Source organism: Pseudohoeflea suaedae (assembly GCF_004354915.1).
Classification (GTDB): domain Bacteria; phylum Pseudomonadota; class Alphaproteobacteria; order Rhizobiales; family Rhizobiaceae; genus Pseudohoeflea; species Pseudohoeflea suaedae.
On record NZ_SMSI01000002.1, the window covers coordinates 255,132 to 279,020 of the forward strand.

Sequence of the window (23,889 nt, forward strand, 5' to 3'; positions counted from 1 at the left end):
GCCGGTTTATTTTGGAGGCCGTTATGCTCGATTTGAGCAAAAGCGGAAATGGAAGGGAGAGGCGGCATGGCTCTCATGGAAGACCAAACGCGCAGCCGGGCTTCGGCCCATGTGGCACACGGCGGGCCGACTGCCGCCGAACGCTTCGGCGTCGTGGAGCGTCCGGACCTCACCTACACGCCTGAAGTGGCCGAAGCGACGGCTCATCTCTACGAGCGCGTGAAAGACCATATTCCGGCCTTCGAATGGCCGGTCTACGCGCCCTATGTCCATGCCATCAACAGACTCAAGAAAGAGCGCGGCGCGGTCATCCTGGCGCATAACTACCAGACGCCGGAGATCTTTCACTGCGTCTCCGACATCGTCGGCGATTCGCTGCAGCTCGCCCGCGAGGCGACGCTGGTCGACGCCGAGATCATCGTCCAGTGCGGCGTGCACTTCATGGCCGAGACCTCGAAGCTGCTGAATCCGGAAAAAACCATTCTGATACCGGATGTTAAGGCAGGCTGTTCGCTGTCTGAATCAATCACCGGCGCCGATGTGCGGCTCCTCAAGGAACGCTATCCGGGCGTGCCGGTTGTCACCTATGTGAACACCTCCGCCGACGTGAAGGCGGAGACGGATGTCTGCTGCACCTCGTCGAATGCGGTGGCTGTGGTCGAGAGCTTCGATTCCGATACCGTGCTCTGCATTCCGGACGAATATCTGGCGATGAATGTCGCCAAGCAGACGAGCAAGAAGATCCTCACCTGGAAGGGCCATTGCGAGGTGCATGAGCGCTTCACCGCCGCCGAGCTGCTCGCCTACAAGGAGGCCGATCCGACGATCGAGATCATCGGGCACCCGGAATGCCATCCGGACGTGATCGCGGTCTGCGACTATTCCGGCTCGACCTCGGGCATGATCAACTATGTCAAGGACACGCGGCCTTCGCGGGTGCTGCTGGTTACCGAATGCTCGATGGCGTCGAACATCGAGAGCGAGGTGCCGGATGTCGATTTCGTCAAACCTTGCAACCTCTGCCCGCACATGAAGCGGATCACGCTGCCGAAGATCCTCGACAGCCTCGTCAACATGACCGAGGAAGTCATCGTCGATCCGGCGATTGCAGACCGGGCGCGTCTCGCCGTCGAGCGGATGATCAACCTGAAGAACTGACCGGGGCGAGGGGCCGGAGCCATTCCGGCCCCGCTCCACCTGACGCGACTGCTTTCATTTCGGAAAGTGATCCCCATGCCGACAACGGCCACCCACATCCATCCTCCCACATCCTGGTCCGGTATCGATGATGTCGTCATCGTCGGCGGCGGTCTTGCCGGCCTGTTCTGTGCCCTCAAGCTGGCGCCGCGGCCGGTGACGGTGCTCGCTGCCGCTCCCATCGGGCAGGGTGCCTCGTCGGCCTGGGCGCAGGGCGGTGTCGCCGCCGCGATGAGCGACGGGGATACGCCTGAAAAGCATATGGCTGACACGCTTGTCGCCGGTGCGGGCACGGTCGACGAAAAGATCGCCCGGCTCATGGTGACGGAAGGCCCGTCACGCATTCTCGATCTCCTTGAGTACGGGGTGCCCTTCGACCGGGATCTGGAAGGCAAGCTGGCGCTTTCGCGGGAAGCCGCGCATTCCGAACGCAGGATCGTGCGGGTGAAGGGCGACATGGCCGGCAAGGCGATCATGGAGGCGCTCGTCGCCGCCGTGCGCAACACGCCGTCCATTCGTGTGATGGAAGGCTATGTCGTCGAGGAGTTGCAGACCGAAGGCCGCTATGTCTCCGGCGTCGTCGCGCGGCCCGACGCAGGGCAATCGAAAAAGCGGGTGTTGTTTCCCGCGCGCGCCGTGGTGCTCTGCTCGGGCGGCGTGGGACACCTCTATTCGGTCACCACCAATCCCGCCGAGGCGCGGGGCGCGGGCACCGGCATGGCGGCCAAGGCCGGGGCAATCATCGCCGACCCGGAATTCGTGCAGTTCCATCCGACCGCCATCGACATCGGCCGCGACCCGGCACCGCTCGCCACGGAAGCGTTGCGCGGTGACGGCGCCACGCTGATCAATTCCGTCGGACACCGTTTCATGACCGACATCCACCCGGACGCCGAGCTCGCACCACGCGATATCGTGGCGCGCGGGATCTTTGCGGAAGTCAAATCCGGGCGCGGCGCATTCCTGGATTGCCGCGACGCCGTGGGCAGCCACTTCCCGGACATGTTCCCGACGGTCTACGCCTCCTGCATGTCGGCGGGAATCGATCCCGTCAGGCAGCCGATCCCCGTGATTCCGGCCGTGCACTATCATATGGGCGGCGTGCTCACGGATGCCGACGGACGGACATCGCTCGACGGCTTGTGGGCCGCGGGCGAAGTCACCTCGACAGGCGTTCACGGGGCGAACCGGCTGGCATCGAACTCGCTTCTTGAGGCGGTAGTCTTCGCAGGCCGCATCGCCGAGAACATCCAGGGCCTGATGCCGATGCCCAAGCTCACCGACTGGCACAACGCGCAGGGTGAATCCGACGATCTGGTGACGCTCGAAGACAGCCCGCAACTCAAGCGGCTGCGCCACATCATGAGCGATCATGTCGGCGTCATCCGCGATCGCGAGGGACTTGCTGCGGCCATCCGCGAGATTGCCGAACTCGAGCGGTCGAATACCCGCATCCGTTTCTCCAACATCGCGACGACCGCCAAGCTGATCGCCGTCGGTGCCTACTTGCGCGAGGAAAGCCGGGGCGGGCATTACCGTTCGGACTTCCCCGATCCGGTGCCGGCCTGGGAGCACCGTACCTATCTGACCCTCGATGAGGCCGACCGGGTGGTTGCCGAACTTTCCGAGAGGACCCCGGCATGACGAAAGCTTTTCTTCCGGAACTGCCTGCGCTGATGGTGGAGGCGCAGATACGCGCGGCGCTCGAGGAAGATCTCGGCCGTGCCGGCGATATCACCAGCCAGGCGACCATCGGTCCGGACAGGACTGCCACCTGCATGGCCAATGTCCGCGAGGAGGGCGTGATCTCGGGTATCGAACTGGCGCGCACGGCCTTCCGGCTCGTCGATCCGAAGATCGAGTTCGCCGCTCTGGTTGCCGATGGCGACCGTGTGGTTGCCGGAACGGCGATCGCCAGGATTTCGGGGCCGGCCCGATCAGTTCTCTCGGGCGAGCGCGTGGCGCTCAACTACCTCATGCACATGTCGGGCGTGGCGACGCATACGGCGCGTTTCGCCGACCTGATCGCTGACACGGCCGCAAAGGTGACCTGTACGCGCAAGACGCTGCCGGGGCTCCGCGCGATCGAGAAATATGCCGTGCGTTGCGGGGGCGGCTCGTCGCACCGCTACGGGCTCGATGATGCGATCCTGATCAAGGACAACCACATCGCGGTCTGCGGCGGCGTTCGCCAGGCGCTTGCCTCGGCCCGCGCCTTTGCCGGGCATCTGGTCAAGATCGAGATCGAGGTGGATACGCTCGACCAGTTTGCCGAGGTGCTGGACGCCGGTATCGCCGATGTCGTGCTTCTCGACAATATGGGGCCGGAACTGCTTGCCAGGGCTGTCGAGATGAACAATGGCCGGGTGGTGCTGGAGGCCTCCGGCAATGTCGACCTCTCGACCATTCACGCCATCGCCGAGACCGGGGTCGATTTCATCTCGACCTCGAAGATCACCATGGCAGCACCCACGCTCGACATCGGGCTCGATATCGAGATCGGCTGAGGTCAGCTGCCCGCGCGTCCGCCGAAGCGCAGGCCCGGGGCGGGGCGTTCCTCGAGAATCTGCGAGCGGAAGCGATAGAGCGCCGCCGGACGTCCGCCGGTACGCGACGAGCTTTCGCCGGTGGCTTCGACAAGTTCGGCACCTTCTACCAGACGGCGGAAATTCTGCTTGTGCAGATGCCGTCCGGCAATCGCCTCCACCGTGGTCTGCAGCTCGGTCAGGGTGAATTCGGGCGGCATCAATTCGAAGATCACCGGACGGTATTTGATCTTGGCGCGCAGCCGGGCGATGGCGGTCGCGGCAATGCGCCGGTGGTCATACTGCATCTGCCCGCCGAGGGGGCGGACAAGGCCGGTCGTCGCGTAGCGTCCGTCGGCGACGCTTTCCTCCAAGAGACCCGCTTCATAGAGAAGTTCGTAGCGGTCGAGCACGCGCTCTTCGTCCCAGGGAAAATCGCCGATGCCGAAGGCGAGGCGGATGCGCGACTGATGTCGGCTGGTCATCTCCAGGCTTTGGGCGTCCACCGCCCAGGCGCTCAGCCGTGGCAGGATGAGCGTGTCGAGAAGCTCGGGGCGTCCGTACCGCCAGTCTTCCCACGGAAAGAAGTCGTACCAGCCGCGCCAGCGCGCACCGGTGCCGGAGATCGCTTCGGCCGCCTGCTTGTCGATGCGGGTCAGGGCGAGATAGCCGACCGAAACCGGATGGCCGCCTTCGCCGCCGTCCACCCGGTGACGCCCCCGATCGCCGAATGTGTAAAGCTGTTCGACATAGCCCAGGGTGAGGGCGGTGAGGCTTTCCACGCTCTCGCGCAGGCCGCTTTCGAAGGTGCGATGGCTGGCCGGGTCGAAGGCGCCGAAGGGAAGGCCGTCGCTGTTGCCGGTCTCGGGTCTGCCGGGCATGCAGAGAATACGTGGCGAGGCATCGGTCACCGTGACTATGGCCGCATTGAGCGCGATGTTGACCGGGGTCGAAAAGCTCCTGACCACCGACGTCACCCGGCTTCCGTGACGTCGAAACGGAAAATGTCGCCCTGGCTCGTTTCCGCGCCGCGCCCCATCGCCTCAACGGCTGCGATCAGCCGCCCGCTGCGGCCGAGCAGTTCGTCGCCGATCGCGATGATGCCGGGATTGGGTGTCACATAGGGACTGGCGGCGCGCATGCGGCGGGCAATGGCCGCGTCATCCTGATCCGGGGCGAGGGCGAGAGAGGCGATGATCGTTGCCGCGGGCGAGCGCGAGATGCCGAACCAGCAGTGGATGAGAAGAGGCGAGGCGCGGTCCCAGTTCCTGGCGAAATCGATCACGCGCTCGACATGGCGCATTGCGGGAGCGACGAGCCCGTCGGTTTCGGCGGCAATGTCGTTGACGGCGAGATTGAGGTGCCGCTCCGGGTCGATCACCGCGGGACGGTGAAAGTTCTGGCCGGGGGCGATGAGGCTGATCATCTCGCGGGCGCCATGCCTGACCGCCGCTTCGGCAATCTGATCCAGACGACATACGAGAAGATAGCTCATTTGCCGGCCGCTCCCTTGCTTTCGGCGGTCCTGGCCAGCCGCAAGGCCTCGATCTCGTTGAAGCGGTCCCGGAAACGGGTTTCGGCTTCACGCGTCGGCATCGGGTCGATGTCGAGCATGTCGCGGGTGATGTTGCGCGGCTGACCGAAGAAGGTCTGGGCTTCCTTCGAGGTGAAGCCCGCAAGCTCGGTCGCCTCGTAATAGGCGGAGATCGTGTCGGCCTTCTTGATCATCGTCTTGATCTTCGCCGGGGTGACGGCCGGCAGGCCGAAGCGGATGTGGATCGCGCCGGTCAGCCGCGCCTCGACATCCTTGTAGCCGCCGCCGACGACCGCCTTGAAGGGCGAGATCATGTCGCCGATCACATATTCGGGGGCATCGTGGAGCAAGGTCATAAGGGCGATATCCGGCGTGTAGTCGCCACAGATGCGTGCGGCAATCGCCTCGACCATAAGGGAATGCTGGGCGACCGAGAAGGCGTGATCGCCCGATGTCTGGCCGTTCCAGCGTGCCACCCGGGCGAGCCCGTGGGCTATGTCGGAGAGTTCCACATCGACGGGCGACGGGTCGAGCAGGTCCAGCCTGCGGCCCGAGAGCATGCGCTGCCAGGCTCGGGCGTCGGTGGGCATTCTGGCCATTCTCAGTCTCCGCCGCTCTGGGCTTCGAAGGTCAGGCCCGACCATTCGGGAAGTGTCACCGAAACAGCCACGCCATCGGCGGTCATGGCCAGATCTTCGGCCAGGGCATCCGCGATCCGATCGATACGGACGATGGCGAGCGCCTTGTTTCCCTCGACCGTGCCGAGGGTGCCGACCGGCTTGCCATCCGCCTCGATGGACGTGCCGGAAGCCGGAAGAGGCGCGTCGCCGGTCACGATCGCCACCCGGCGGCGCGCGGTCTTGCGGTGCTTCATGCGCGAGACGACTTCCTGGCCGACGAAGCAGCCCTTGGAGAAGTCGACACCCGCGTTGAGGTCCATCAGCACGTCGTGCGGAAAGGCGTCGGAGAGTTCGTAGTCGCTGCCAGACTCGGCCACGCCGTGGGAAATGCGCACCAGGTTCCAGTCGGCGAGGGAGGCGTCGGCGGAAAGTTCGCCATAAGCGCGGGCAACCCCGGCCTGTTCCGGAAAGCGCGTGTCGACTATTGCGCCATCGCGTCCGTCCTCGTTCCAGATCGCATAGACGCCGGTGCCGGGCTTTTCGTCGAACGTCACCTTCGCGCGCAGGCGATAGAGGGTGAGACGGCGGATGAAATCGGCGACCTGATCGGCACGGATGTCGACGAGGAAAACCCCGCCGGCTTTCGAGATCACGAAGTCGAACAGGATCTTGCCCTGCGGCGTCAGGAGCGCACAGGCGAGGGCCTTGCCTTCGCCCAGTCCCTCGACGTCCGCGGTTACCAGACGTTCAAGAAAATCAGTGGCTTCCTCGCCCCCGATCTCGATCAGTCTGCGCTCGGTCAAATGGACGGTGGGCAAAGCGGAATCTCCTCAGGCGGTTTGAAGCCCTACGTAGGGACAATCGCGATCCCGGGCAAGGTCGGCGGATGCGCCGAAATCAGTCGCCCGAGATGAAGAAGCGCCACTCGCCGTCCGGAGAGATGCCGACACGGAAGAAGTTGTAGGCACCGAAGTTCCGCATGTCCTCCAGGTCACCCGCCGTGACGATGCGCAACAGGTCCACGGTCTCCTCGGGCGTCAGCGCGTTGAGATCGCTGGCGACGAAATAGGGCCAGATATAGAGGTCGTTGGCGCCGCCCTCGTCGACATGGACGAAGCCTGAATCGAGGACGTCGAGCATGATGGCGAGAAGCTCGATGCCGTCGCCGTCGCCCGAAATCGACTTGAGATACTGGATCGGGTCCTCCTCGGTCCCCGAAATGCTCAGCTGCGTGGCCGAGGAACCAGTGCCCAGGAGCGCGCGAAGGCGCTCGATGTCGCCGGTCCTTGCCGCCTGGATGATCAGTTCGCGCATCCGCGCGGTCGGCGCCGGCAGTTCGGCCAAATCGCGGAGAACCTCGTAGGCCGGACGTTCCTGTTCGGTGACCAGCGTGTCGTCGTCGCCCGGCAGGCGGCGTATGGCCGGCGCGGGATCAGGCAATCCGCCATCGGGACCGGATTCGGGACCTTCCAGCGGCGGCAACGGCCTGGGTGTCGCAGGGGCTTCGGCGGGACGGTCGACGGCTTCGCCGAGCGGCGCCGCCTCGTCAGCGGCCGGTTTCGACGGCTTGATTTCCGAAAGTGCGAATGCAGGGATTGGAGCTGCCGTCATCACGAGGCAGGCAAAAAGGGCAGGGAGGGCGCGAATCACAACAGATGTCGCACGACACGGGCGGGCCACCGCAGCCTCCGTCAGAGTTTATTGCAGGGTTCGGTCCGGGGAGAACTCGCCGGAAAGAACACGCTGTCGCATTTCCGAAATCAGATGGTCTGCCCGCTCTTCACCGAGCAGCCGCACCGTTTCCTTGAGCGCCATCGTCACAGCGGCATCGGCGAGGATCTCGGGTTCGATCCCTTCGGCGACACCTTCGGCCCACGCATCGGTCTGGTATTCCAGAGCGACCTGCATCTTTTCCTGGACGATCAGCTCGTCGAGATCCCCGGCGGGATAGTGTGTGTTCTGGGTCATGCGTCCTGCCGATTCTTACCTTATCGTTAACGAGCCTAACACAAGTTGTGCGAAACCGGCACGCGTCGTCGCACAAATGGTTAACAGAGGCTCAATTGCCATATCTGGCCACAATGTCTGCTGTCAGCGATTCACCTTCGCCGCGGTATCTGGCCTCGGCTTCGACCGCTGCATCCGAGCAGCTGGTGTAGACCGATGCGAATGTCCTGAAGCCCCGATTGTAGCCGGCCGTCAGGCGTTCGTGACGAAGTTCATCATCTGGCGCCTCGGCATCCAGAAGCTTCTCCATCGTCTCGCGCCAGACCGACTCCCCCGTTTCGCCGCAGAGATTGCGAAGATATTGAAGTGATCCGAGGATTTCCGCAAGTCGGAGCAATTTCTTGTCGTAGCGGGTAGCACCCGTCACTTCGGCCGGGGTGGCGGTGGAAACGGATTGTGCCTTCGCCGCATCGACAACGCCGATGCCGACGAACGCAAACATGCCGAGCGCTGCCGCGGCGCTGAAAACCCGTGTACTCATGCATGCCGTATAAACCAGTTCGCGGATCAGCGGAATGGTCAGGATTAAGGTGATTGTGGCTCTTTCGCTCACACCCGGCCGGCGGCGAGCTTGGCAAAACAGGCATGCATCGAAGCGGGCATGGAAAGCTTCCCGGTCTCGGAGATGCGAAACCAGCCGAGGGCGGCCGCATCATCCATCGCCACCGGCTCGACCGTCCCGGGTTCGGTCACCTCGAACACGGTGAGATGGTAGTGCGGTTCATCCGCCTGCCGATCCGCGGTCAGGTCGTAGGTCGCGTAGGCGCGGGCTTCGGTGGCGATGATCCCCGTCTCCTCGGCCAGCTCGCGCATCGCCGCGGTCTTTGCATCCTCGTTCGGATCGACCCGTCCCCCCGGAAAGGCGTACATGTTGCGGGCCGGCGGGTTGGCGCGCAAGACCAGCAGGTAGTGCTCGCCGCGACGGACGATGGCCGAGACCGCGCGTGGGGTCTCTGTGTTCAGGGGAACCTCGATCTCGGTCATGGCTTAATGCTCGCCTATGCACAGGGCGTGATCGGACAGTGTCTCGAGGACGGCGCAGTCCGACAATGTCCCGGCCTTGCAGGACGAGATGCGCGTCAGTTCGGCCTCCAGCCGCTTGAGCCTTTCGATGCGTGCGCGAACGGCGCGGAGATGTTCCCCGGCGATGCGGTGCACGTCGTCATGGGCGGGCGTGCCGGCGCCCTCGCTCATGCGCAGGAGATCGCGGATATCGTCGAGCGAAAAGCCGAGTTCGCGAGCATGGCGGATGAATTCGAGGCGCCGGAGGGTGTTCCGGTCATAGCGTCGCTGATTGCCGGAAGACCTTTCCGGCGCGGCGATCAGCCCCATTTGTTCATAGTATCGGACGGTCGGAACCTTGATGCCGGTCCGCCTGGACACCTCGCCGATGGAAAACATCGCACATCCCCTTGAAGCTCTAGTGGCTAGAGGAATTACAAGGGGCGCGAAGTGTATTCAATAGCTGCGAAGGAATTCCCCATGGGCGGCCACCATCATCACCATCACGTCGATCCTGATGCCGGAGACGCACGTGTCTTCTGGGCGATCGTCGTCAATATGGCACTCACGGTAGCCCAGGCCGTCGGCGGCATCTTCGCGGGCAGTCTCGCACTCATCGCCGATGCGCTTCACAATTTTTCCGATGCGATATCGCTGATCATCGCGTTTGCCGCGCGCAAGATCGCCCGGCGTCCGGCAGATGAAACCATGACGTTCGGCTATGGCCGGGCCGAAGTGGTGGCGGCTCTCGTCAACTACACGACGCTCATCGTGATCGGGCTCTATCTTGCCTTCGAGGCGATCGAGCGTTTCTTCAGTCCGCAGGACGTGGACGGCTGGCTCGTCGTCATCATCGCCGTCGTTGCGTTGATCATCGATCTCGTGACGGCCGCGCTCACCTTCGCCATGTCGAAATCGAGCGTGAACATCCGCGCCGCCTTTCTGCACAATGTTGCCGATGCGCTTGGCTCGGTTGCGGTCATCTTCGCGGGCACGCTTATCCTCCTTTATGACTGGCGGCTGATCGATCCGGCCGTCACGCTGCTGATTGCGGGCTACATTCTCTGGCAATCCTTCGCCGAAATCGGCGGGGTGATCCGTATTCTCATGCTGGGCAGCCCGCCGGAGACCCGAAGCATGGAGCTGGTCGAAGCCCTGCGCGACGTCGATGGCGTGCACGATGTCCATCACATGCATTTCTGGCAGATGCAGGAACACGAGGTCGCGCTCGACGCGCATCTGGTGATCGCCGACCATCTGTGGGACGAGGCGGAGCAGATCCGTACCCAGGCGAGGGACGTGCTGGCCGAGCGGTTTGAAGTCTCGCACACGACCTTCGAGCTTGAGCGCACGCGCCATGCCTGTCAAAACACGCAGCTGATAGGTCATCCGCGAGCGCACGCGCACGGTTCTGCCCATGGCGGACATGATGACCATGAGCACTGAGCAGGCGAAGACTGCGTAAGCGGAGAAGGACGAGAGGCGATGTGCGGACGGTTTTCGCTGACGGCTTCGCCGGAGGAGGTGGCGGATTTCTTCGATCTCGAAGCGGTCGATGACTTTCCGCCGCGCTACAACATCGCGCCGACGCAGCCGATCCTGATCATCGCCGGGGACATTTCGCGCGCACCGGGCGACAACCGCTCGAATCGTCGGCCGCTCCTGGTGCGCTGGGGGCTGATCCCGTCATGGGTCAAGGATCTGGAAAAGTTTCCGCTTCTCATCAATGCGCGCTCGGAAACGGCGGCGGAGAAAGCCTCGTTCCGCGCGGCCATGCGTCATCGCCGTGTGCTGATCGCGGCTTCGGGCTTTTACGAGTGGCATCGCCCGCCGAAGGAGCTGAAGGAAAAGCCGGTTCCCTACTGGATCCGCCCGGCGCAAGGCGGCATCGTTGCATTCGCCGGGCTGATGGAGACCTACATGACACCGGACGGCGCCGAGATCGATACCGGCGCGATCCTGACGACAGGCGCCAATGCGGCAATCGCGCCCATCCACGACCGCATGCCAGTGGTGATCGGTCCGCAGGATTTCGAGCGCTGGCTCGATTGCAAGACGGGTGAACCTCGCGATGTGGCCGATCTTCTGAAGCCCGCGGATCAGGGCTTCTTCGAGGCGATCGAGGTGTCCGACCGGGTCAACAAGGTCGTCAATGCAGGCCCGGATTTGCAGGAACGGGTTGCCGAGAGCCGCAAACCGGTCGATAGCAGAGCGGAACCCAGGGCCGTCAAGCCAGCCAGTCCGCCCGATCAACTCAAGCTTTTCTGATCGAAGTCTCCATGCCAGTCCTTCTCTCCCCGGCGCTTTCCGGCTTTCTGCTCGGCGCATCCCTGATCATCGCCATCGGTGCGCAGAACGCGTTCATCCTGCGGCAAGGGCTGTTGCGGCGGCATGTCCTGATCCTGTGCTTCATCTGCGCGCTCTCGGATGCCTTCCTGATCGCGCTCGGGGTTGCCGGCCTGGGCGCCTTGATCGCGGGATCGAAGCTTCTGCTTGCCGTCGTCACGCTCGGGGGCGCGGTGTTTCTGGCATGCTACGCGGTTCTGGCCTTTCGCCGCGCGCTCCACCCCGAAGCGATGAAGGCGGCCAATGAAGACGGCCTCTCGCTCAAGGCGGCAATCGCCACCTGTCTCGCCTTCACCTTTCTCAACCCGCATGTCTATCTCGACACCGTTCTTCTTCTTGGCAGTCTGTCGGCGCGCTTCGAAGGGGAGGCGCGTCTGGCCTATGCGATCGGTGCCATGACGGCATCCTTCGTCTGGTTTTTCGGCCTGGGCTACGGGGCGCGGCTGCTCGCGCCGCTGTTTGCCAGGCCCTCAGCCTGGCGGGTGCTCGATCTGGTCATCGCGCTCGTCATGGCTGGGCTTTCCGCCTCGCTCGTCCACCGCTTCTTCGCCGGTTGACAAGCCGGGTCTTGCAGACATCTTGACCGTTCAGCAGCGACGCGCCATAAGACGAGCATGAAAACGTTTGGCGCCACTGCCATCTGCATTTGCCGGATCATTATCAGCTAGCCCCATCGCTGGCTCGGCCGTTTTCGTCTCCTCGTTCGACATGAAAACCGACCCGGCCAGCGGGAGGCCGGCATTAGGGGATTTATGTCAGAAATGACCGAGACACCGACGCTCAGGTTCCACAATACGCTCACACGGACGAAGGAGGATTTTGCCCCCATCGATCGCGAGAACGTGCGCATGTATGTGTGCGGGCCCACCGTCTACGACTATGCCCATATCGGCAATGCGCGCCCGGCGATCGTCTTCGACGTGCTCTTCCGGCTGCTGCGCCACGTCTATGGCCCGGATCATGTGACCTATGTGCGCAACATCACCGACGTGGACGACAAGATCAATGCGCGGGCGTTGCGCGATCACCCCAACCTGCCGCTCAATGACGCGATTGCGGAAGTCACCAGCCGCACCGCCGAGCAGTACATGACCGACGTCACCGCACTCGGCTGCCTGGAGCCCACCGTGCAGCCGCGGGCAACAGCCCATATCGCCGGCATGGTCGGGATGATCCAGACGCTCATCGAGCGCGGCCATGCCTATCTGGCCGAGGGCAAGGAAGGGCGCGAGGTGCTCTTCTCCGTCGGCTCGATGCCGAGTTACGGCAAATTGTCGAACCGCAAGCTGGAAGACCAGCAGGCCGGGGCGCGGGTGGCCATCGAGGCGCACAAGAAGAACCCGGCGGACTTCGTGCTCTGGAAGGAATCCGCCGCCGACGAGCCGGGCTGGGAAGGCGCCTTCTCGGAAGGCGGCAAGGCAGTCGCCATCCATGGCCGTCCCGGCTGGCACATCGAGTGCTCGGTGATGAGCGAAGCGCATCTGGGCGAGACCTTCGACATTCACGGCGGCGGGCTGGACCTGATCTTCCCGCACCACGAAAACGAGATTGCCCAGTCGACCTGCGCCCATGGCAACAGCCGGATGGCCAATGTCTGGATGCACAACGGTTTCCTGCAGGTCGAAGGGCAGAAGATGTCCAAGAGCCTCGGCAATTTCTACACCATCGCCCAGCTTCTGGAGACGGAGACCTTCGCGGGCCGGAAATGGCCGGGCGAGGTGCTGCGCCTTGCCATGCTGATGACGCATTATCGCGAGCCGATCGACTTTTCCGCCAAGCGGCTGGAGGAGGCCGAACGCATGCTCGCCAAATGGCCCGCGGGCGGGGATGCCTCGGCTGGTGTGCATCCGAGCGTGATCGCAGCACTTGCGGACGATCTCAACACCGTGGCCGCCATCCAGGCCCTGCATCATCTGGCGACCTCCGGTGCGCCCGAATTTGCCGCCAGCGCGGCGCTGCTCGGTGTTCTGCCCGCACAGGTCGAGGTGAACGACGATCTGGCGAAAGCCGTCGGCGCGCTTGTCGACATGCGGCTCGAGATGATCAAGGCGAAGAACTGGGGCGATGCGGACAAGATCCGCGACGATCTTGCTGCCAAGGGGATCCAGCTGAAGGACGGAAAGGATCCGGAAACCGGCGAGCGGACGACGACGTGGGAGATGAAGCGGTGACGTCCGAAACGCATAGCGGCGGATGCCAGTGCGGAGCGGTGCGGTTCCGGGTGCAGGGAACACCGGCCGATTCCTCGGTGTGTTATTGCCGCATGTGCCAGAAGGCCTCGGCTTCCCACGCTCTGGCGCTCGTTTCGGTGCGTGGTTTCGAGGTGGAATGGACGCGCGGCCGGCCCGCATGGTTCCAGAGCTCGAACGCGGCGCGGCGCGGGTTCTGCAGCGCCTGCGGCACGCCGCTGGCCTACGAGGCGCCCGACGGGCTGGCGCTCTCCGTTCTTGCCTTCGACGATCCGGACCGCTTTCCGCCTGTCGTCGCCTATGGCGTCGAGGGCAAGCGGATCTGGTGCGATTCGGTGCCGTCGCTACCCGAACGCCATACAATGGAGGACGAGGAGGCCGCGCCGTTCCTGGCAGAACTCGTCAACAACCAGCATCCCGATCGCGATACCGCCGAGTGGCCAACGGAGGACAATGCGTGAGCGGTGACACCCAGACATCGCGGGCCGCCGGAACGGTTCACAGCGGCGGGTGCCAATGCGGCTCGGTCCGGTTTCGCGCCGGCGGGTTGGGGCGTCCGTCGATCTGTCACTGCCGCATGTGCCAGAAACAGTTCGGCAGCCTGTTCGGCGCCTTCGTGACCGCGGACCAGGCGCATCTTCAGTGGACCCGCGGCCAGCCGGCCTGGTTCCGCTCCTCCCGGAAGGTGCATCGCGGCTTCTGCAGGAACTGCGGCACGCCGCTTGCCTATCGCCATCCCGGCGGTCTTGAACTGAGCATCGGTTCCTTCGATCATCCCGAGCTGTTCGAGCCGCAAGTGCAGGTCAACCATCGCCAGCGGTTGCCGTGGATCGACAGGCTGTTCGAAAAGCCGGCCTTCGAGAGCGAAGAGATGAGCGCTTTCTTCGCCTCAGTTCAAAGTTACCAGCATCCCGATCACGACACGGATCGCTGGCCGGAGGAGAATGAGACGACAGATGTCCAAGCCGATGACTGAATTGCGGGGCCTTTATCCGGAAATCGAGCCGTTCGATTCCGGCCATCTTGATACGGGAGAAGGGCATTTCATCTATTGGGAACGCGTCGGGACGCCGGGCGGCAAGCCTGCCGTGTTCCTGCATGGCGGGCCCGGCGGCGGCTTCAGCGAGCAGCATCGCCGGCTGTTCGACGCCGATCTCTACGACGTGATCCTGTTCGACCAGCGCGGCTGCGGAAAATCGACGCCGCATGCCTCGCTGGAGGCCAATACGACCTGGCATCTGGTCGCCGACATGGAGCGGCTGCGCGAGATGGCAGGCTTCGAGCAATGGCTGGTCTTCGGCGGCTCCTGGGGCTCGACGCTGGCGCTCGCCTATGCGGAAGCCCATCCCGGGCGTGTCTCCGAACTCATCCTGCGCGGTGTCTACACGCTCACGAAAGCGGAATTGTCCTGGTACTATCAGTTCGGCGTCTCGGAAATGTTCCCCGACAAGTGGGAGAAGTTCATCGCGCCGATCCCGGAGGGCGAACGCGGCGACCTGATGGCGGCCTATCGCAAGCGTCTGGTGGGTGACGATCCGGCAGAGCAATTGCGCTGTGCGCTCGCCTGGAGCAAGTGGGAGGGGGAAACCATCACGCTCATGCCCGAGCCGCAGACGAGCGATCACTTCGGCGAAGACGGGTTTGCGCTCGCTTTCGCGCGGATCGAGAACCATTATTTCGTTCACGGCGGCTGGCTCGAGGATGGACAATTGCTGCGCGACGCGCACAAGCTTGCCGATATTCCCGGCGTGATCGTCCATGGCCGTTACGACATGCCGTGCCCGGCAAAATATGCCTGGCAGCTGCACAAGGCGTGGCCGAAGGCGGATTTTCACCTGATCGAGGGCGCCGGCCATGCGTTCTCGGAACCGGGCATTCTCGACCAGTTGATCCGCGCGACTGAACGTTTTGCGAAGGGAGCGCAATAGAATGAGCAAGGAGCGCATCTATCTGTTCGACACCACCCTGCGCGACGGCCAGCAGACCCCCGGGGTAGACTTTTCGCTCGAGGACAAGATTGCCGTTTCGGCGCTGCTCGACAATTTCGGCATCGACTATGTCGAAGGCGGGTATCCGGGCGCAAACCCGACGGATACGGCCTTTTTCGCGAAGAAACGTACCGGCCATTCATCCTTCACGGCCTTCGGCATGACCAAGCGGGCAGGGGTGTCGGCGTCCAACGATCCGGGGCTTGCCGCGCTCATCCAGTCGAAGGCGGATGCGGTGTGCCTCGTCGCCAAGAGCTGGGACTATCACGTAAAGGTCGCGCTCAATATCACCAATGAGGACAATCTCGCCTCGATCCGGGAATCCGTCGAGGCGGTGGTCAGGTCCGGCAAGGAAGCGCTTCTCGATTGCGAGCATTTCTTCGATGGGTACAAGGCCAATCCGGATTACGCGATCGCCTGTGCCAGGGCAGCCTATGAAGCCGGCGCGCGCTGGGTGGTGCTGTGCGATACCAATGGCGGCGCGCAGCCGGGCGAAATCGCCGGGATCGTCAAGACGCTGATCGCGGCGGGCATTCCGGGCGATCATCTGGGCATTCACGCGCATAATGATACCGGACAGGCTGTCGCCAATTCGCTTGCGGCAATCGAAGCGGGCGTGCGGCAGGTGCAGGGCACGCTCAACGGCATCGGTGAACGCTGCGGCAATGCCAACCTGATCACGCTGATCCCGACGCTTGCGCTCAAGCCTTATTTTGCCGAACGGTTCGATACCGGTCTCTCCCAGGACAAGCTCAAGGAGATTACCGCGCTCAGCCACGCCTTCGACGAGATGCTGAACCGGTCGCCGGGTGCGCAGTCGCCCTATGTCGGTGCTTCGGCCTTTGCGACCAAGGCCGGCATCCATGCCTCCGCCATTCTCAAGGATCCGCGCACCTACGAGCATGTCACGCCCGAAAGCGTCGGAAACTACCGCAAGGTGATGGTGTCCGATCAGGGCGGCAAGTCCAATTTCGTCGATGCGCTGGCGCGCCGCGGCATCACGGTTTCCCGGGACGATCCGAAACTCGACCGGCTGATCGAGATCGTCAAGGAACGCGAGGCGACCGGCTATGCCTATGAGGGCGCTGATGCGAGCTTCGAACTGCTCGCCCACCGCACGCTCGGTCGCGTGCCGGATTTCTTCGAGGTGGTGAGCTTCCGGGTCATGGTCGAGCGCCGGTTCGACGCCAGGGGTGAATTGCGCACGGTATCGGAGGCCGTGGTCAAGATCATGGTCGATGGAGCCGAGCACATGTCGGTGGCCGAAGGCCATGGTCCGGTCAATGCGCTCGACATAGCCATGCGCAAGGATCTGGGGGCCTATCAGGCGGAGATCGCCGATCTGGAGCTTGCCGACTACAAGGTGCGTATCCTCAACGGAGGCACCGAGGCGATCACCCGGGTCCTGATCGAATCCTCCGATGGCACCGGTGCGCGCTGGTGGACCGTCGGCGTTTCCGACAACATCATAGACGCCTCGTTCCAGGCGCTGCAGGATTCCATCGTCTACAAGCTGATGAAGAACCGCGACCTGGCGGGGCGCGTGGCTGCGGAGTAAGTGAAGGGATAGCGGGAGGGCACCATGATCGTGCAGGCTTGCCTCAACGGCGCAAGGACGGCCGGCTACCATCCCGCATTGCCGTTGACGCCGGAGGCGATTGCCCGTGATGCCGCCATTTGCGTGGCCACCGGCGCCAATGAACTGCACATCCATCCGCGTGGGCCCGATCTGGCTGAAAGCCTGGGGGCCATCAACGCGACAATTCCGTCGGTGCGCGCAGCCTGTCCCGGAACGCTCGTCGGCGTCTCCACCGGTGCGTGGATCGAGAAGGACGCGGCCCGCACCCGGGATCTGATTTCCGGCTGGTCGGAATTGCCGGATTATGCGTCGGTTAATCTGTCCGAACCGGATGCGCCTGCCGTCATGGACATTCTGGACCGGATCGGTGTGGGCATCGAGGCAGGAATCGCGACCGTCGAGGGCGCCGAGCGCTTCGTTTCCCTCGCGCGGCAGCGTCCGGCATTGCGCATCCTTATCGAGATCAACGAGCAGAACCCGCCCGATGCGCTGGCGCTTGCGGAGGAAATTTCCGCCGTTCTCGCCCGCAGCCAGGTGAACAGGCCGATCCTGCTGCACGGCTTCGACGCCACCATCTGGGATCTCGTCCGCATGGCACGGCGCTGCAACTGGTCGACGCGTATCGGTCTGGAGGACGGCAAGCACATGCCGGACGGCAGCCAGGCATCGGGTAATCGCGCACTCGTCGCGGCGGCAATCGCGATCTGCCGCGGGCAGTGAAACCCGTCACGGCCCGCGGTCCGGCACCGCGCGCGGGCGCAGGTGCGATCCGGGTAAAGACGGCGAGGCGGGGACCTTTGGGCAGCGGGCGGACTTGACCGCGATCCATTTCGGCGCATGCTGGCTCTATGAGCGAAGCGCGTGAGGAGGACGCCGTGAGTACAACCGTATTTGGCCGGGAGGTGGGCCAGCGCATCGCTTCCGTCGAGGAGCTGCGTGAGCAGGTGCCGCCACCGGGGCGCCTTCCTTCGGGCAAGGTGATCGACCATGTCGACGAGACGGCTGCGCGGTTTATTGCGGCTTCGCCTCTGGTCGTGCTCGCCACGCGCCGCGCCGATGGCGGTGTCGATCTCACCCCGCGAGGCGATCCGGCCGGTTTCGTCAAGGTTCTCGATTCCAGGACGCTCGCCATTCCCGATCGTCCGGGCAACAACCGGATGGACAATATCGAGAACGTGCTCACCGACGGCGCGATTGGTCTTCTCTTCATGATCCCGGGTGTCGACGACACGGTGCGTGTGAGCGGGCAGGGGGCGGTCGTGCGCGACGAAAGACTGTCGGAGGAACTCGCCGTCGACGGCCGTCCGGCAGGGCTCGTGACGCTTGTGCGCGTCCAGCGTCTCCTCAGCCACTGCCCGAAGGCGTTCATGCGTTCCAGGGCCTGGTATCCCGAAGCCTGGCCGGACGCGAGTGACGTTCCGAGCCTGGCAGAGATGCTCAAGGCGCATTGCGCCATCGACGATCCGCTGCCGGATCTCGAAACCTATGTCGACAACGCCAACAGGACGACGCTCTATTAGCCCTGGCTGACGGCCTGTTCCTCCCGCCGACCGGTTGCCGGCCGGCGATCCCGTTTCCCTTTCCGGATTGTATCGATGAAACCGCAGAACAACGGCGCATGGCTCTATCTTGTGCCGGCCCTGGCAATCCTCGGCTTTGCCGGCGTCGTGCCGCTCGTGGCCGTCTTCAACTATTCCTTCTTCGATATCTTCACGCTCGATTCCGCCTTCTGGATCGGCGGAGAATGGTATCGTGAAATCCTGTCTTCCGAGCGCTTTTACGCGAGCCTCGGGCGCAGTCTCCTGTTCTCTCTCATCGTGCTTTCGGTACAGATGCCGCTCGGGGTCGGCATCGCGCTGTTGCTGCGGCGCTCGGGCCGGGTGAGCGTATTCGTTCTGATGCTCCTCGCAGTTCCCCTGGTGGTGCCATGGAACATGATCCCGACCATGTGGCTAAGCCTCATCAACACCGAAAACGGGCTTCTCGGCATGGCGCTTGCCAAGCTCGGCATCGGCTTCGATTACAAGTTCAATGCCGTTCACACCTGGATCGTTCTTGTCGCCATGGATACGTGGCACTGGACGGGTCTCGTGGCCGTACTCGCCTATGCGGGGCTGTCGGGGATTCCGCCGGCCTATTACCGGGCCGCCGCCATCGATGGGGCGTCGCGCTATCAGGTGTTCCGCTATATCGAACTGCCGAAGATCGCCGACGTCATGTTCATGGCGCTTCTGTTGCGCTTCATGGACAGTTTCATGATCTATATCGAGGCGTTCCGGATCAATGCCGGGGGACCGGACAATGCGACGACCTTCCTGTCGCTCGATCTCGGCGAAGCGATCAACGGTTTCAGCTACGGCTCGGCGGCGGCCCATTCGGTGATCTATTTCCTCATGGTGCTGACGATCGCCTGGGCCTTCCGCACGGCTATGGACCGGCGGGGCAGGGCATCGAGCGAGGCGATCGCATGAGCAATCCCGTCACCCGGACGCGCACGGGCCGCGGTGCGCTCCTACGCGGTCTCGCCTATCTGGCGCTGGCGCTCTTCATCCTGACGCCGCTCGCCCAGACGGTGATGCTGTCCTTCATGAACACCATCCCGCGAGAGGGGCTTGCGGAGGGCGAGTTCAGCCTGATCAACTATCTCAACATCTTCCGATCCGACGCGCTGACCTCGTCGATCCTCAACTCGATCCTCTATGTAACGCTCAACGTCGCTCTCACGCTGATCGCGGCGCTGCCCGCGGCCTACGCCTTTTCGCGGTTCCAGTTCGTCGGCGACCGGCACATCTTCTTCCTGCTGCTCGCCTTCCGGATCACGCCGCCGGTGGTGCTGTCGCTGCCGGTCTTCATTCTGTTCGCGAAGTTCAACCTGATCAATTCGCCCGTCGGGATCGCGCTCGTCCACTGTCTCTTCAACATCCCGATCGCCATCTGGATTCTCGAGAGTTTTATCTCCGCGATCCCGCGCGAGCTCGACGAGACAGCGTTCCTCGACGGCTATTCCGTGCCGCGCTTCTTTCTCACCCAGCTATTGCCCGCAATCACGCCCGGTATCGGCGTGGCGGCTTTCTTCTGCTTCGTCTTTTCGTGGGTCGAGGTGGTGTTCGCGCGCATCCTGACGGTGACTGCGGGCAAGCCGATCACCATGGCGATCAACAGCCTTTTCGGGTTCCAGACCGATATCGGGCTCGTCATGGCGATGACGGTGTTCTCGCTCGTGCCGGGGCTGGCGATGATCTATTTCGTCCGCAACCATCTCGCCAAGGGATTTGTCATCCGCATGTGATCCATCAGCGTTGTTGATGGATCCATCACGCGCCGCGCATTGCCGGTGATGCCCTGGCGGGATAAAGCTGTCGGCTTGCGGAAGGCCATGCCGCCCGCCGCCGACAGGATGATTTCATGACCAGTGCCGAAGAGACCTCGCTCACGCCGCCGCCCAAGCAGATCGGCGACCATGACAGCCCGCGTGGTTTCGCCTTCGCGCTCACGGCCTATCTTCTATGGGGCTTCCTGCCGTTCTACATGAAGGCTGTGGCCCATATTCCGGCGTCGGAAGTGGTTGCCCACCGGGTGATCTGGTCAGTGCCGCTCGCCGGCATCGTGCTGATCTGGCTCGGCCGCACCGCGGACATCAAGGTCGCGCTCAGGACGCCGCGGACGCTTGCCATGGGTTTCCTGACGGCGTCGATCATCTCGGTGAACTGGGGTATCTACGTTTGGGCGATCGGTGCGGGACGGGCGGTGGAGACAGCGCTCGGCTACTATATCAATCCGCTGCTGTCGGTGCTTCTCGGTGCGCTTCTTCTGGGCGAAAAGCTCGACATGTTGCAGAAGATCGCGCTCGGAATCGCGTTTCTGGCCGTCTGCGTCCTTGGCTACGAGGCGGGCGGTCTGCCGTGGGTCTCGATCTGCCTGGCGCTGTCATGGGGTTTTTACGCCTATTTCCGCAAGACGTTGCCGGTCGGCCCCAATCAGGGCTTCTTTCTCGAGGTGCTGTTGCTGACCATCCCGGCGCTCGGCTATATCGCCTATCTGGTTGCGACCGGGCAGAGCCATTTCGGCCCGACAGGCGCGACGGACGTGCTTCTGCTTCTGGGCTGCGGCGTCGTCACGGCGGTCCCGCTGATGGTCTATGCCAACGGCGCCAAGCTGCTGAAGCTCTCGACGATCGGGATCATGCAGTACATCGCGCCGACCATGATCTTCCTGATCGCGGTCTTCGTCTTCAAGGAGCCGTTCGGCGTGGAGAAGCTTCTGGCCTTCGTCCTGATCTGGACGGCTCTTGCGATCTACAGCGTGTCATTGTTCCGCCAGCATCGGGCGCGGCGCGCCTGAGGGTGAAACGCAGGCCGCCTGCTCTTCATGGGCTTTGCTGCTGCGATCCAGCCGGTCCGGGCTTTCAGAGGTTTTCGATCACTTCCGAAACGCCTTCCTGAGGCGCAGTTCGTGCAAGCAGGTCCAGCACTGCGGGCACGATTTCGGCAGGATCGCTGATCACCAGCGGCTGCACCAGATGTGCGGTGTGGATGAAGCCCTGGTCCTTCATGTGATCGATCAGGCTTTCGAGCGGTTTCCAGAAGTTGCCCACATCGGCAAGCACGATCGGCTTGGTATGCCGTCCGAGTTGCGCCCAGGTCATGATCTCGATGATTTCCTCGAGCGTGCCGATGCCGCCGGGAAGGGCCACGAATGCGTCGGAGCGATCGAACATAAGGTGCTTGCGCTCATGCATGTCGGCGGTGACGACGAGTTCGTCGAGCTGGCCCAGCGAATGGCGGGTGGCTTCCTTGTCCATCAGGAATTCGGGGATGATGCCGGTGACCTTTCCGCCGTTCGACATCACCGCATCGGCCACCGTGCCCATGATGCCCCTGGTGCCGCCGCCATAGACGAGACCGATGCCGTTGGCGGCCATGGTCCGGCCGAGAATGCGGGCGGCCTCGCCATAGGCGGGATTTCTGCCGGACTGGGAGCCGCAATAGACGCAGATGCTGGTGTGGGGGGAATCTGAAGGAATGCTCATGCTGCGAAAGAACATCAGGCGGAGGATTCCGTCAAGCAAAAGCGCAAGCTCCCGCAATTGCGCCATTTGACCCGGCCAGGGCGTGAAAAACCCAGGAGAGTCAAGGTGTGGCGCGTCGGCAGTTCTTGTGTGCGTCGCCGAAAGCGATTAGTTTTTTCGACAATTCTGTCAGCGGGACAGGGAGAGTTGCGGCCCTGCTGCCGCGCCGGAGACAAAGATGCTGAACGGCAAGATTACTTACTTTGCGGTTATCGCCCTCGTCGTGGTGCTGGGCATAGCGGGCTATTTCGGTGTGCCCCGGCTTCTGCATCTGGGCAAGCCTGCGGCGGTGACCGACATGGTCCCGGCCGGCGGGCAGGATGCGAACAGCGATACGGAAACGGCGGCAGGCGAATCCGCCTCCGGCGACGCCGAGGTTGCCGCCGCCGATCCTGAAGCGGATCCGGCTGACAAAACGGAAGAGCCCGTTGTTCCGGCCTTCGATCTCGTTCGCGTCGAACCCGACGGTTCCATGGTGATTGCAGGTACGGCTGCCCCTGGCGGTGCGGTGGATGTGGTGAGCGGCGAGGACACCGTTGTCTCCGCCGATGTCGGGACGGTCGGCGATTTCGTGGCCATTCTCGACAAACCGCTTGCTCCGGGCGACTATCAGCTGCAGCTTCGCTCGATCGCTCCCAACGGGAGCCGGACCCTGTCGGAGGAAATCGCCACGATCTCCATCCCCCGCGGGGAGGCGGGCCAGCTTCTGGCCATGGTGGACAAGCCCGGCGAAGCCTCTCGCATTCTGACACAGCCGAAGCCGAAGGAAGCCGCTCCGGAAGAGGTCGCGTCGGCCGATCCGAATGTGTCCGTGAAACCGGATGCCGGCATGCAGGTCGAGGAGCGGCAGGCTGAGGCGCAAGACGGCGATGAGCCGGCCGCGGGCGATGCAGCCGGTCCGGCACAATCCTCCAGCGAGGAGGTCGCGACTGCCGATGCACCGGAAGCCGGCATGCCGGCAATGGCGTCCGGCTCGGACGATATCGCGGCTAGCGCACCGGATGTTCAGGGTGAGGCCGGGCAGAAGGAGGCGGGCAAAGCTGCCGGTGGTGACGCGGCGCAAACGGAGACGGCCGCGCTCGACCCCGCAGCCACCGCTTCCGAAACGCCGCAGGACAATGCTCCGAAGGCAGACGGCGCAGTTTCGATCCGCGTCGATGCCGTCGAGATCGAGGACGGGACGGTCTATGTGGCCGGTTCCGCCACGCCCGGCGTCAATATCCGGGTCCTGGCCGACGAAAACCCGATAGGCTCGACCCGTTCCGGCAGCGGCGGTCGCTTCATCGTCGAGGCGAAGACCGAATTGTCAGTCGGAAATCACATGATAGCAGCGGAGATCGTTGGCGCTGGTGGCGAGGTCGCGATGCGGGCCGTCGTGCCGTTCAACCGTCCCGCGGGCAACAGGATCGCAGCCGTCGCCAAGGCGCCGGGAGCAGAGACTTCGGGCGCGGGACAGGCGAGTGCGGAGCAGCCGGATCCGGCTGCTGCAACCGGCGAAACCGGAGCCGGGGAGCCGACCGGAAGCGAAACGGCCGGCAATACCGTGGAGCAGGACGCGCTGACGCCCGCCGCCGGTTCGGTGATCATCCGCAAGGGCGATACGCTTTGGCAGATTTCACGCCGGACCTACGGGCAGGGCGTGCGCTATACGACGATCTATCTCGCCAACCAGCAGCAGATCCTCGATCCCAACCGGATCTCGCCCGGACAGGTCTTCAACCTGCCCGAGAAGTGGGACGAGGATGCGGAAAAGACGCATCACGACCTGATGGAAAAGCGCAGCCACTCGACCAACTGAGTTTTCTGTCCACGCTTGACGAAACCTGCTTCATCG

27 protein-coding genes are annotated in these 23,889 nt (G+C 63.6%); 17 read left to right on the forward strand and 10 right to left on the reverse strand.

All coding sequences use genetic code 11. The features are described from left to right. Nucleotides 1-75 precede the first annotated feature (75 nt). The 3 genes from nadA (at nucleotide 76) to nadC (ending at nucleotide 3,704) form a co-directional block, all read left to right on the forward strand. Nucleotides 76-1,158 (forward strand): quinolinate synthase NadA, encoded by a 1,083-nt coding sequence (nadA, locus tag E2A64_RS11260; protein ID WP_133285034.1) that lies wholly within the window; start codon nucleotides 76-78, stop codon nucleotides 1,156-1,158. A gap of 75 nt (nucleotides 1,159-1,233) precedes the next feature. After that, nucleotides 1,234-2,841 (forward strand): L-aspartate oxidase, encoded by a 1,608-nt coding sequence (locus E2A64_RS11265; RefSeq protein ID WP_133284591.1) that lies wholly within the window; start codon nucleotides 1,234-1,236, stop codon nucleotides 2,839-2,841. Continuing rightward, complete coding sequence (gene nadC, locus E2A64_RS11270; RefSeq protein WP_133284592.1) at nucleotides 2,838-3,704, forward strand: carboxylating nicotinate-nucleotide diphosphorylase; 867 nt, start codon at nucleotides 2,838-2,840, stop codon at nucleotides 3,702-3,704. Before E2A64_RS11265 ends, nadC begins: the two co-directional genes overlap by 4 nt. A gap of 2 nt (nucleotides 3,705-3,706) precedes the next feature. On the opposite strand, the gene E2A64_RS11275 is transcribed toward nadC, so the two are convergent. The 9 genes from E2A64_RS11275 to E2A64_RS11315 form a co-directional block, all read right to left on the reverse strand. Beyond that, entirely contained in the window at nucleotides 3,707-4,699 is a 993-nt protein-coding gene (locus E2A64_RS11275; RefSeq protein WP_244598255.1) for an NUDIX hydrolase, read from the reverse strand. Beyond that, nucleotides 4,696-5,217: a tyrosine phosphatase family protein gene (locus tag E2A64_RS11280; protein ID WP_133284594.1), complete on the reverse strand. Its 522-nt coding sequence runs from the start codon at nucleotides 5,215-5,217 to the stop codon at nucleotides 4,696-4,698. The genes E2A64_RS11275 and E2A64_RS11280 overlap by 4 nt, the downstream gene beginning before the upstream one ends. After that, nucleotides 5,214-5,846, reverse strand: a complete 633-nt coding sequence (locus tag E2A64_RS11285; protein WP_133285035.1) for a YfbR-like 5'-deoxynucleotidase — start codon at nucleotides 5,844-5,846, stop codon at nucleotides 5,214-5,216. Before E2A64_RS11285 ends, E2A64_RS11280 begins: the two co-directional genes overlap by 4 nt. Before the next feature lie 11 nt (nucleotides 5,847-5,857). Next, nucleotides 5,858-6,694: a CAF17-like 4Fe-4S cluster assembly/insertion protein YgfZ gene (gene ygfZ / locus E2A64_RS11290; RefSeq protein ID WP_133284595.1), complete on the reverse strand. Its 837-nt coding sequence runs from the start codon at nucleotides 6,692-6,694 to the stop codon at nucleotides 5,858-5,860. Between the two features lie 79 nt (nucleotides 6,695-6,773). Continuing rightward, entirely contained in the window at nucleotides 6,774-7,487 is a 714-nt protein-coding gene (locus E2A64_RS11295) for a hypothetical protein (RefSeq protein WP_133284596.1), read from the reverse strand. 87 nt (nucleotides 7,488-7,574) lie between these two features. Next, a complete protein-coding gene (locus tag E2A64_RS11300) occupies nucleotides 7,575-7,844 on the reverse strand; it encodes a hypothetical protein (protein ID WP_133284597.1) in 270 nt (89 codons plus the stop codon). A 91-nt stretch (nucleotides 7,845-7,935) separates the two neighbouring features. Further along, nucleotides 7,936-8,364, reverse strand: a complete 429-nt coding sequence (locus E2A64_RS11305) for a TIGR02301 family protein (RefSeq protein ID WP_244598256.1) — start codon at nucleotides 8,362-8,364, stop codon at nucleotides 7,936-7,938. A 68-nt stretch (nucleotides 8,365-8,432) separates the two neighbouring features. After that, a complete protein-coding gene (locus E2A64_RS11310) occupies nucleotides 8,433-8,867 on the reverse strand; it encodes an NUDIX hydrolase (RefSeq protein WP_244598257.1) in 435 nt (144 codons plus the stop codon). 3 nt (nucleotides 8,868-8,870) lie between these two features. Continuing rightward, entirely contained in the window at nucleotides 8,871-9,284 is a 414-nt protein-coding gene (locus E2A64_RS11315; RefSeq protein ID WP_133284598.1) for a MerR family transcriptional regulator, read from the reverse strand. Between the two features lie 81 nt (nucleotides 9,285-9,365). Between E2A64_RS11315 and E2A64_RS11320 the strand changes: the two genes are divergently transcribed. The 13 genes from E2A64_RS11320 (at nucleotide 9,366) to rarD (ending at nucleotide 21,328) form a co-directional block, all read left to right on the forward strand. Continuing rightward, nucleotides 9,366-10,331 (forward strand): cation diffusion facilitator family transporter, encoded by a 966-nt coding sequence (locus E2A64_RS11320; protein WP_133284599.1) that lies wholly within the window; start codon nucleotides 9,366-9,368, stop codon nucleotides 10,329-10,331. Nucleotides 10,332-10,370: 39 nt separating this feature from the next. Beyond that, nucleotides 10,371-11,153: an SOS response-associated peptidase gene (locus E2A64_RS11325; RefSeq protein ID WP_133284600.1), complete on the forward strand. Its 783-nt coding sequence runs from the start codon at nucleotides 10,371-10,373 to the stop codon at nucleotides 11,151-11,153. Nucleotides 11,154-11,164: 11 nt separating this feature from the next. After that, nucleotides 11,165-11,788 (forward strand): LysE/ArgO family amino acid transporter, encoded by a 624-nt coding sequence (locus E2A64_RS11330; protein WP_133284601.1) that lies wholly within the window; start codon nucleotides 11,165-11,167, stop codon nucleotides 11,786-11,788. Between the two features lie 204 nt (nucleotides 11,789-11,992). Next, on the forward strand, nucleotides 11,993-13,402 hold the full coding sequence (cysS, locus tag E2A64_RS11335) for a cysteine--tRNA ligase (RefSeq protein WP_133284602.1): 1,410 nt from the start codon (nucleotides 11,993-11,995) through the stop codon (nucleotides 13,400-13,402). Then, on the forward strand, nucleotides 13,399-13,881 hold the full coding sequence (locus E2A64_RS11340; protein ID WP_133285038.1) for a GFA family protein: 483 nt from the start codon (nucleotides 13,399-13,401) through the stop codon (nucleotides 13,879-13,881). Before cysS ends, E2A64_RS11340 begins: the two co-directional genes overlap by 4 nt. After that, nucleotides 13,878-14,396 carry a GFA family protein gene (locus E2A64_RS11345; RefSeq protein WP_244598258.1) on the forward strand — a complete coding sequence of 173 codons (519 nt, stop codon included), beginning with the start codon at nucleotides 13,878-13,880 and terminating at the stop codon, nucleotides 14,394-14,396. Before E2A64_RS11340 ends, E2A64_RS11345 begins: the two co-directional genes overlap by 4 nt. Then, on the forward strand, nucleotides 14,389-15,348 hold the full coding sequence (gene pip / locus E2A64_RS11350) for a prolyl aminopeptidase (RefSeq protein WP_133285040.1): 960 nt from the start codon (nucleotides 14,389-14,391) through the stop codon (nucleotides 15,346-15,348). Before E2A64_RS11345 ends, pip begins: the two co-directional genes overlap by 8 nt. Before the next feature lies 1 nt (nucleotide 15,349). Then, nucleotides 15,350-16,966 carry a citramalate synthase gene (gene cimA, locus E2A64_RS11355; protein ID WP_133284603.1) on the forward strand — a complete coding sequence of 539 codons (1,617 nt, stop codon included), beginning with the start codon at nucleotides 15,350-15,352 and terminating at the stop codon, nucleotides 16,964-16,966. A 24-nt stretch (nucleotides 16,967-16,990) separates the two neighbouring features. After that, complete coding sequence (locus E2A64_RS11360; RefSeq protein WP_133284604.1) at nucleotides 16,991-17,707, forward strand: 3-keto-5-aminohexanoate cleavage protein; 717 nt, start codon at nucleotides 16,991-16,993, stop codon at nucleotides 17,705-17,707. A gap of 155 nt (nucleotides 17,708-17,862) precedes the next feature. Continuing rightward, the gene (locus E2A64_RS11365) at nucleotides 17,863-18,507 is read left to right on the forward strand and encodes an MSMEG_1061 family FMN-dependent PPOX-type flavoprotein (protein WP_158285748.1); all 645 of its coding nucleotides are present in this window, start codon (nucleotides 17,863-17,865) and stop codon (nucleotides 18,505-18,507) included. A gap of 75 nt (nucleotides 18,508-18,582) precedes the next feature. Then, on the forward strand, nucleotides 18,583-19,458 hold the full coding sequence (locus E2A64_RS11370; protein WP_133284606.1) for a carbohydrate ABC transporter permease: 876 nt from the start codon (nucleotides 18,583-18,585) through the stop codon (nucleotides 19,456-19,458). Then, on the forward strand, nucleotides 19,455-20,276 hold the full coding sequence (locus E2A64_RS11375; protein WP_133284607.1) for a carbohydrate ABC transporter permease: 822 nt from the start codon (nucleotides 19,455-19,457) through the stop codon (nucleotides 20,274-20,276). The genes E2A64_RS11370 and E2A64_RS11375 overlap by 4 nt, the downstream gene beginning before the upstream one ends. A gap of 116 nt (nucleotides 20,277-20,392) precedes the next feature. After that, a complete protein-coding gene (gene rarD / locus E2A64_RS11380; RefSeq protein ID WP_133284608.1) occupies nucleotides 20,393-21,328 on the forward strand; it encodes an EamA family transporter RarD in 936 nt (311 codons plus the stop codon). A gap of 64 nt (nucleotides 21,329-21,392) precedes the next feature. On the opposite strand, the gene E2A64_RS11385 is transcribed toward rarD, so the two are convergent. Further along, the gene (locus tag E2A64_RS11385) at nucleotides 21,393-22,016 is read right to left on the reverse strand and encodes an LOG family protein (RefSeq protein WP_244598259.1); all 624 of its coding nucleotides are present in this window, start codon (nucleotides 22,014-22,016) and stop codon (nucleotides 21,393-21,395) included. A 217-nt stretch (nucleotides 22,017-22,233) separates the two neighbouring features. Here E2A64_RS11385 and E2A64_RS11390 point away from each other — a divergent pair, with 217 nt between their 5' ends. Next, nucleotides 22,234-23,853, forward strand: coding sequence for a LysM peptidoglycan-binding domain-containing protein (locus E2A64_RS11390; RefSeq protein WP_133284609.1), 1,620 nt, complete (start codon nucleotides 22,234-22,236; stop codon nucleotides 23,851-23,853). Nucleotides 23,854-23,889 lie beyond the last annotated feature (36 nt).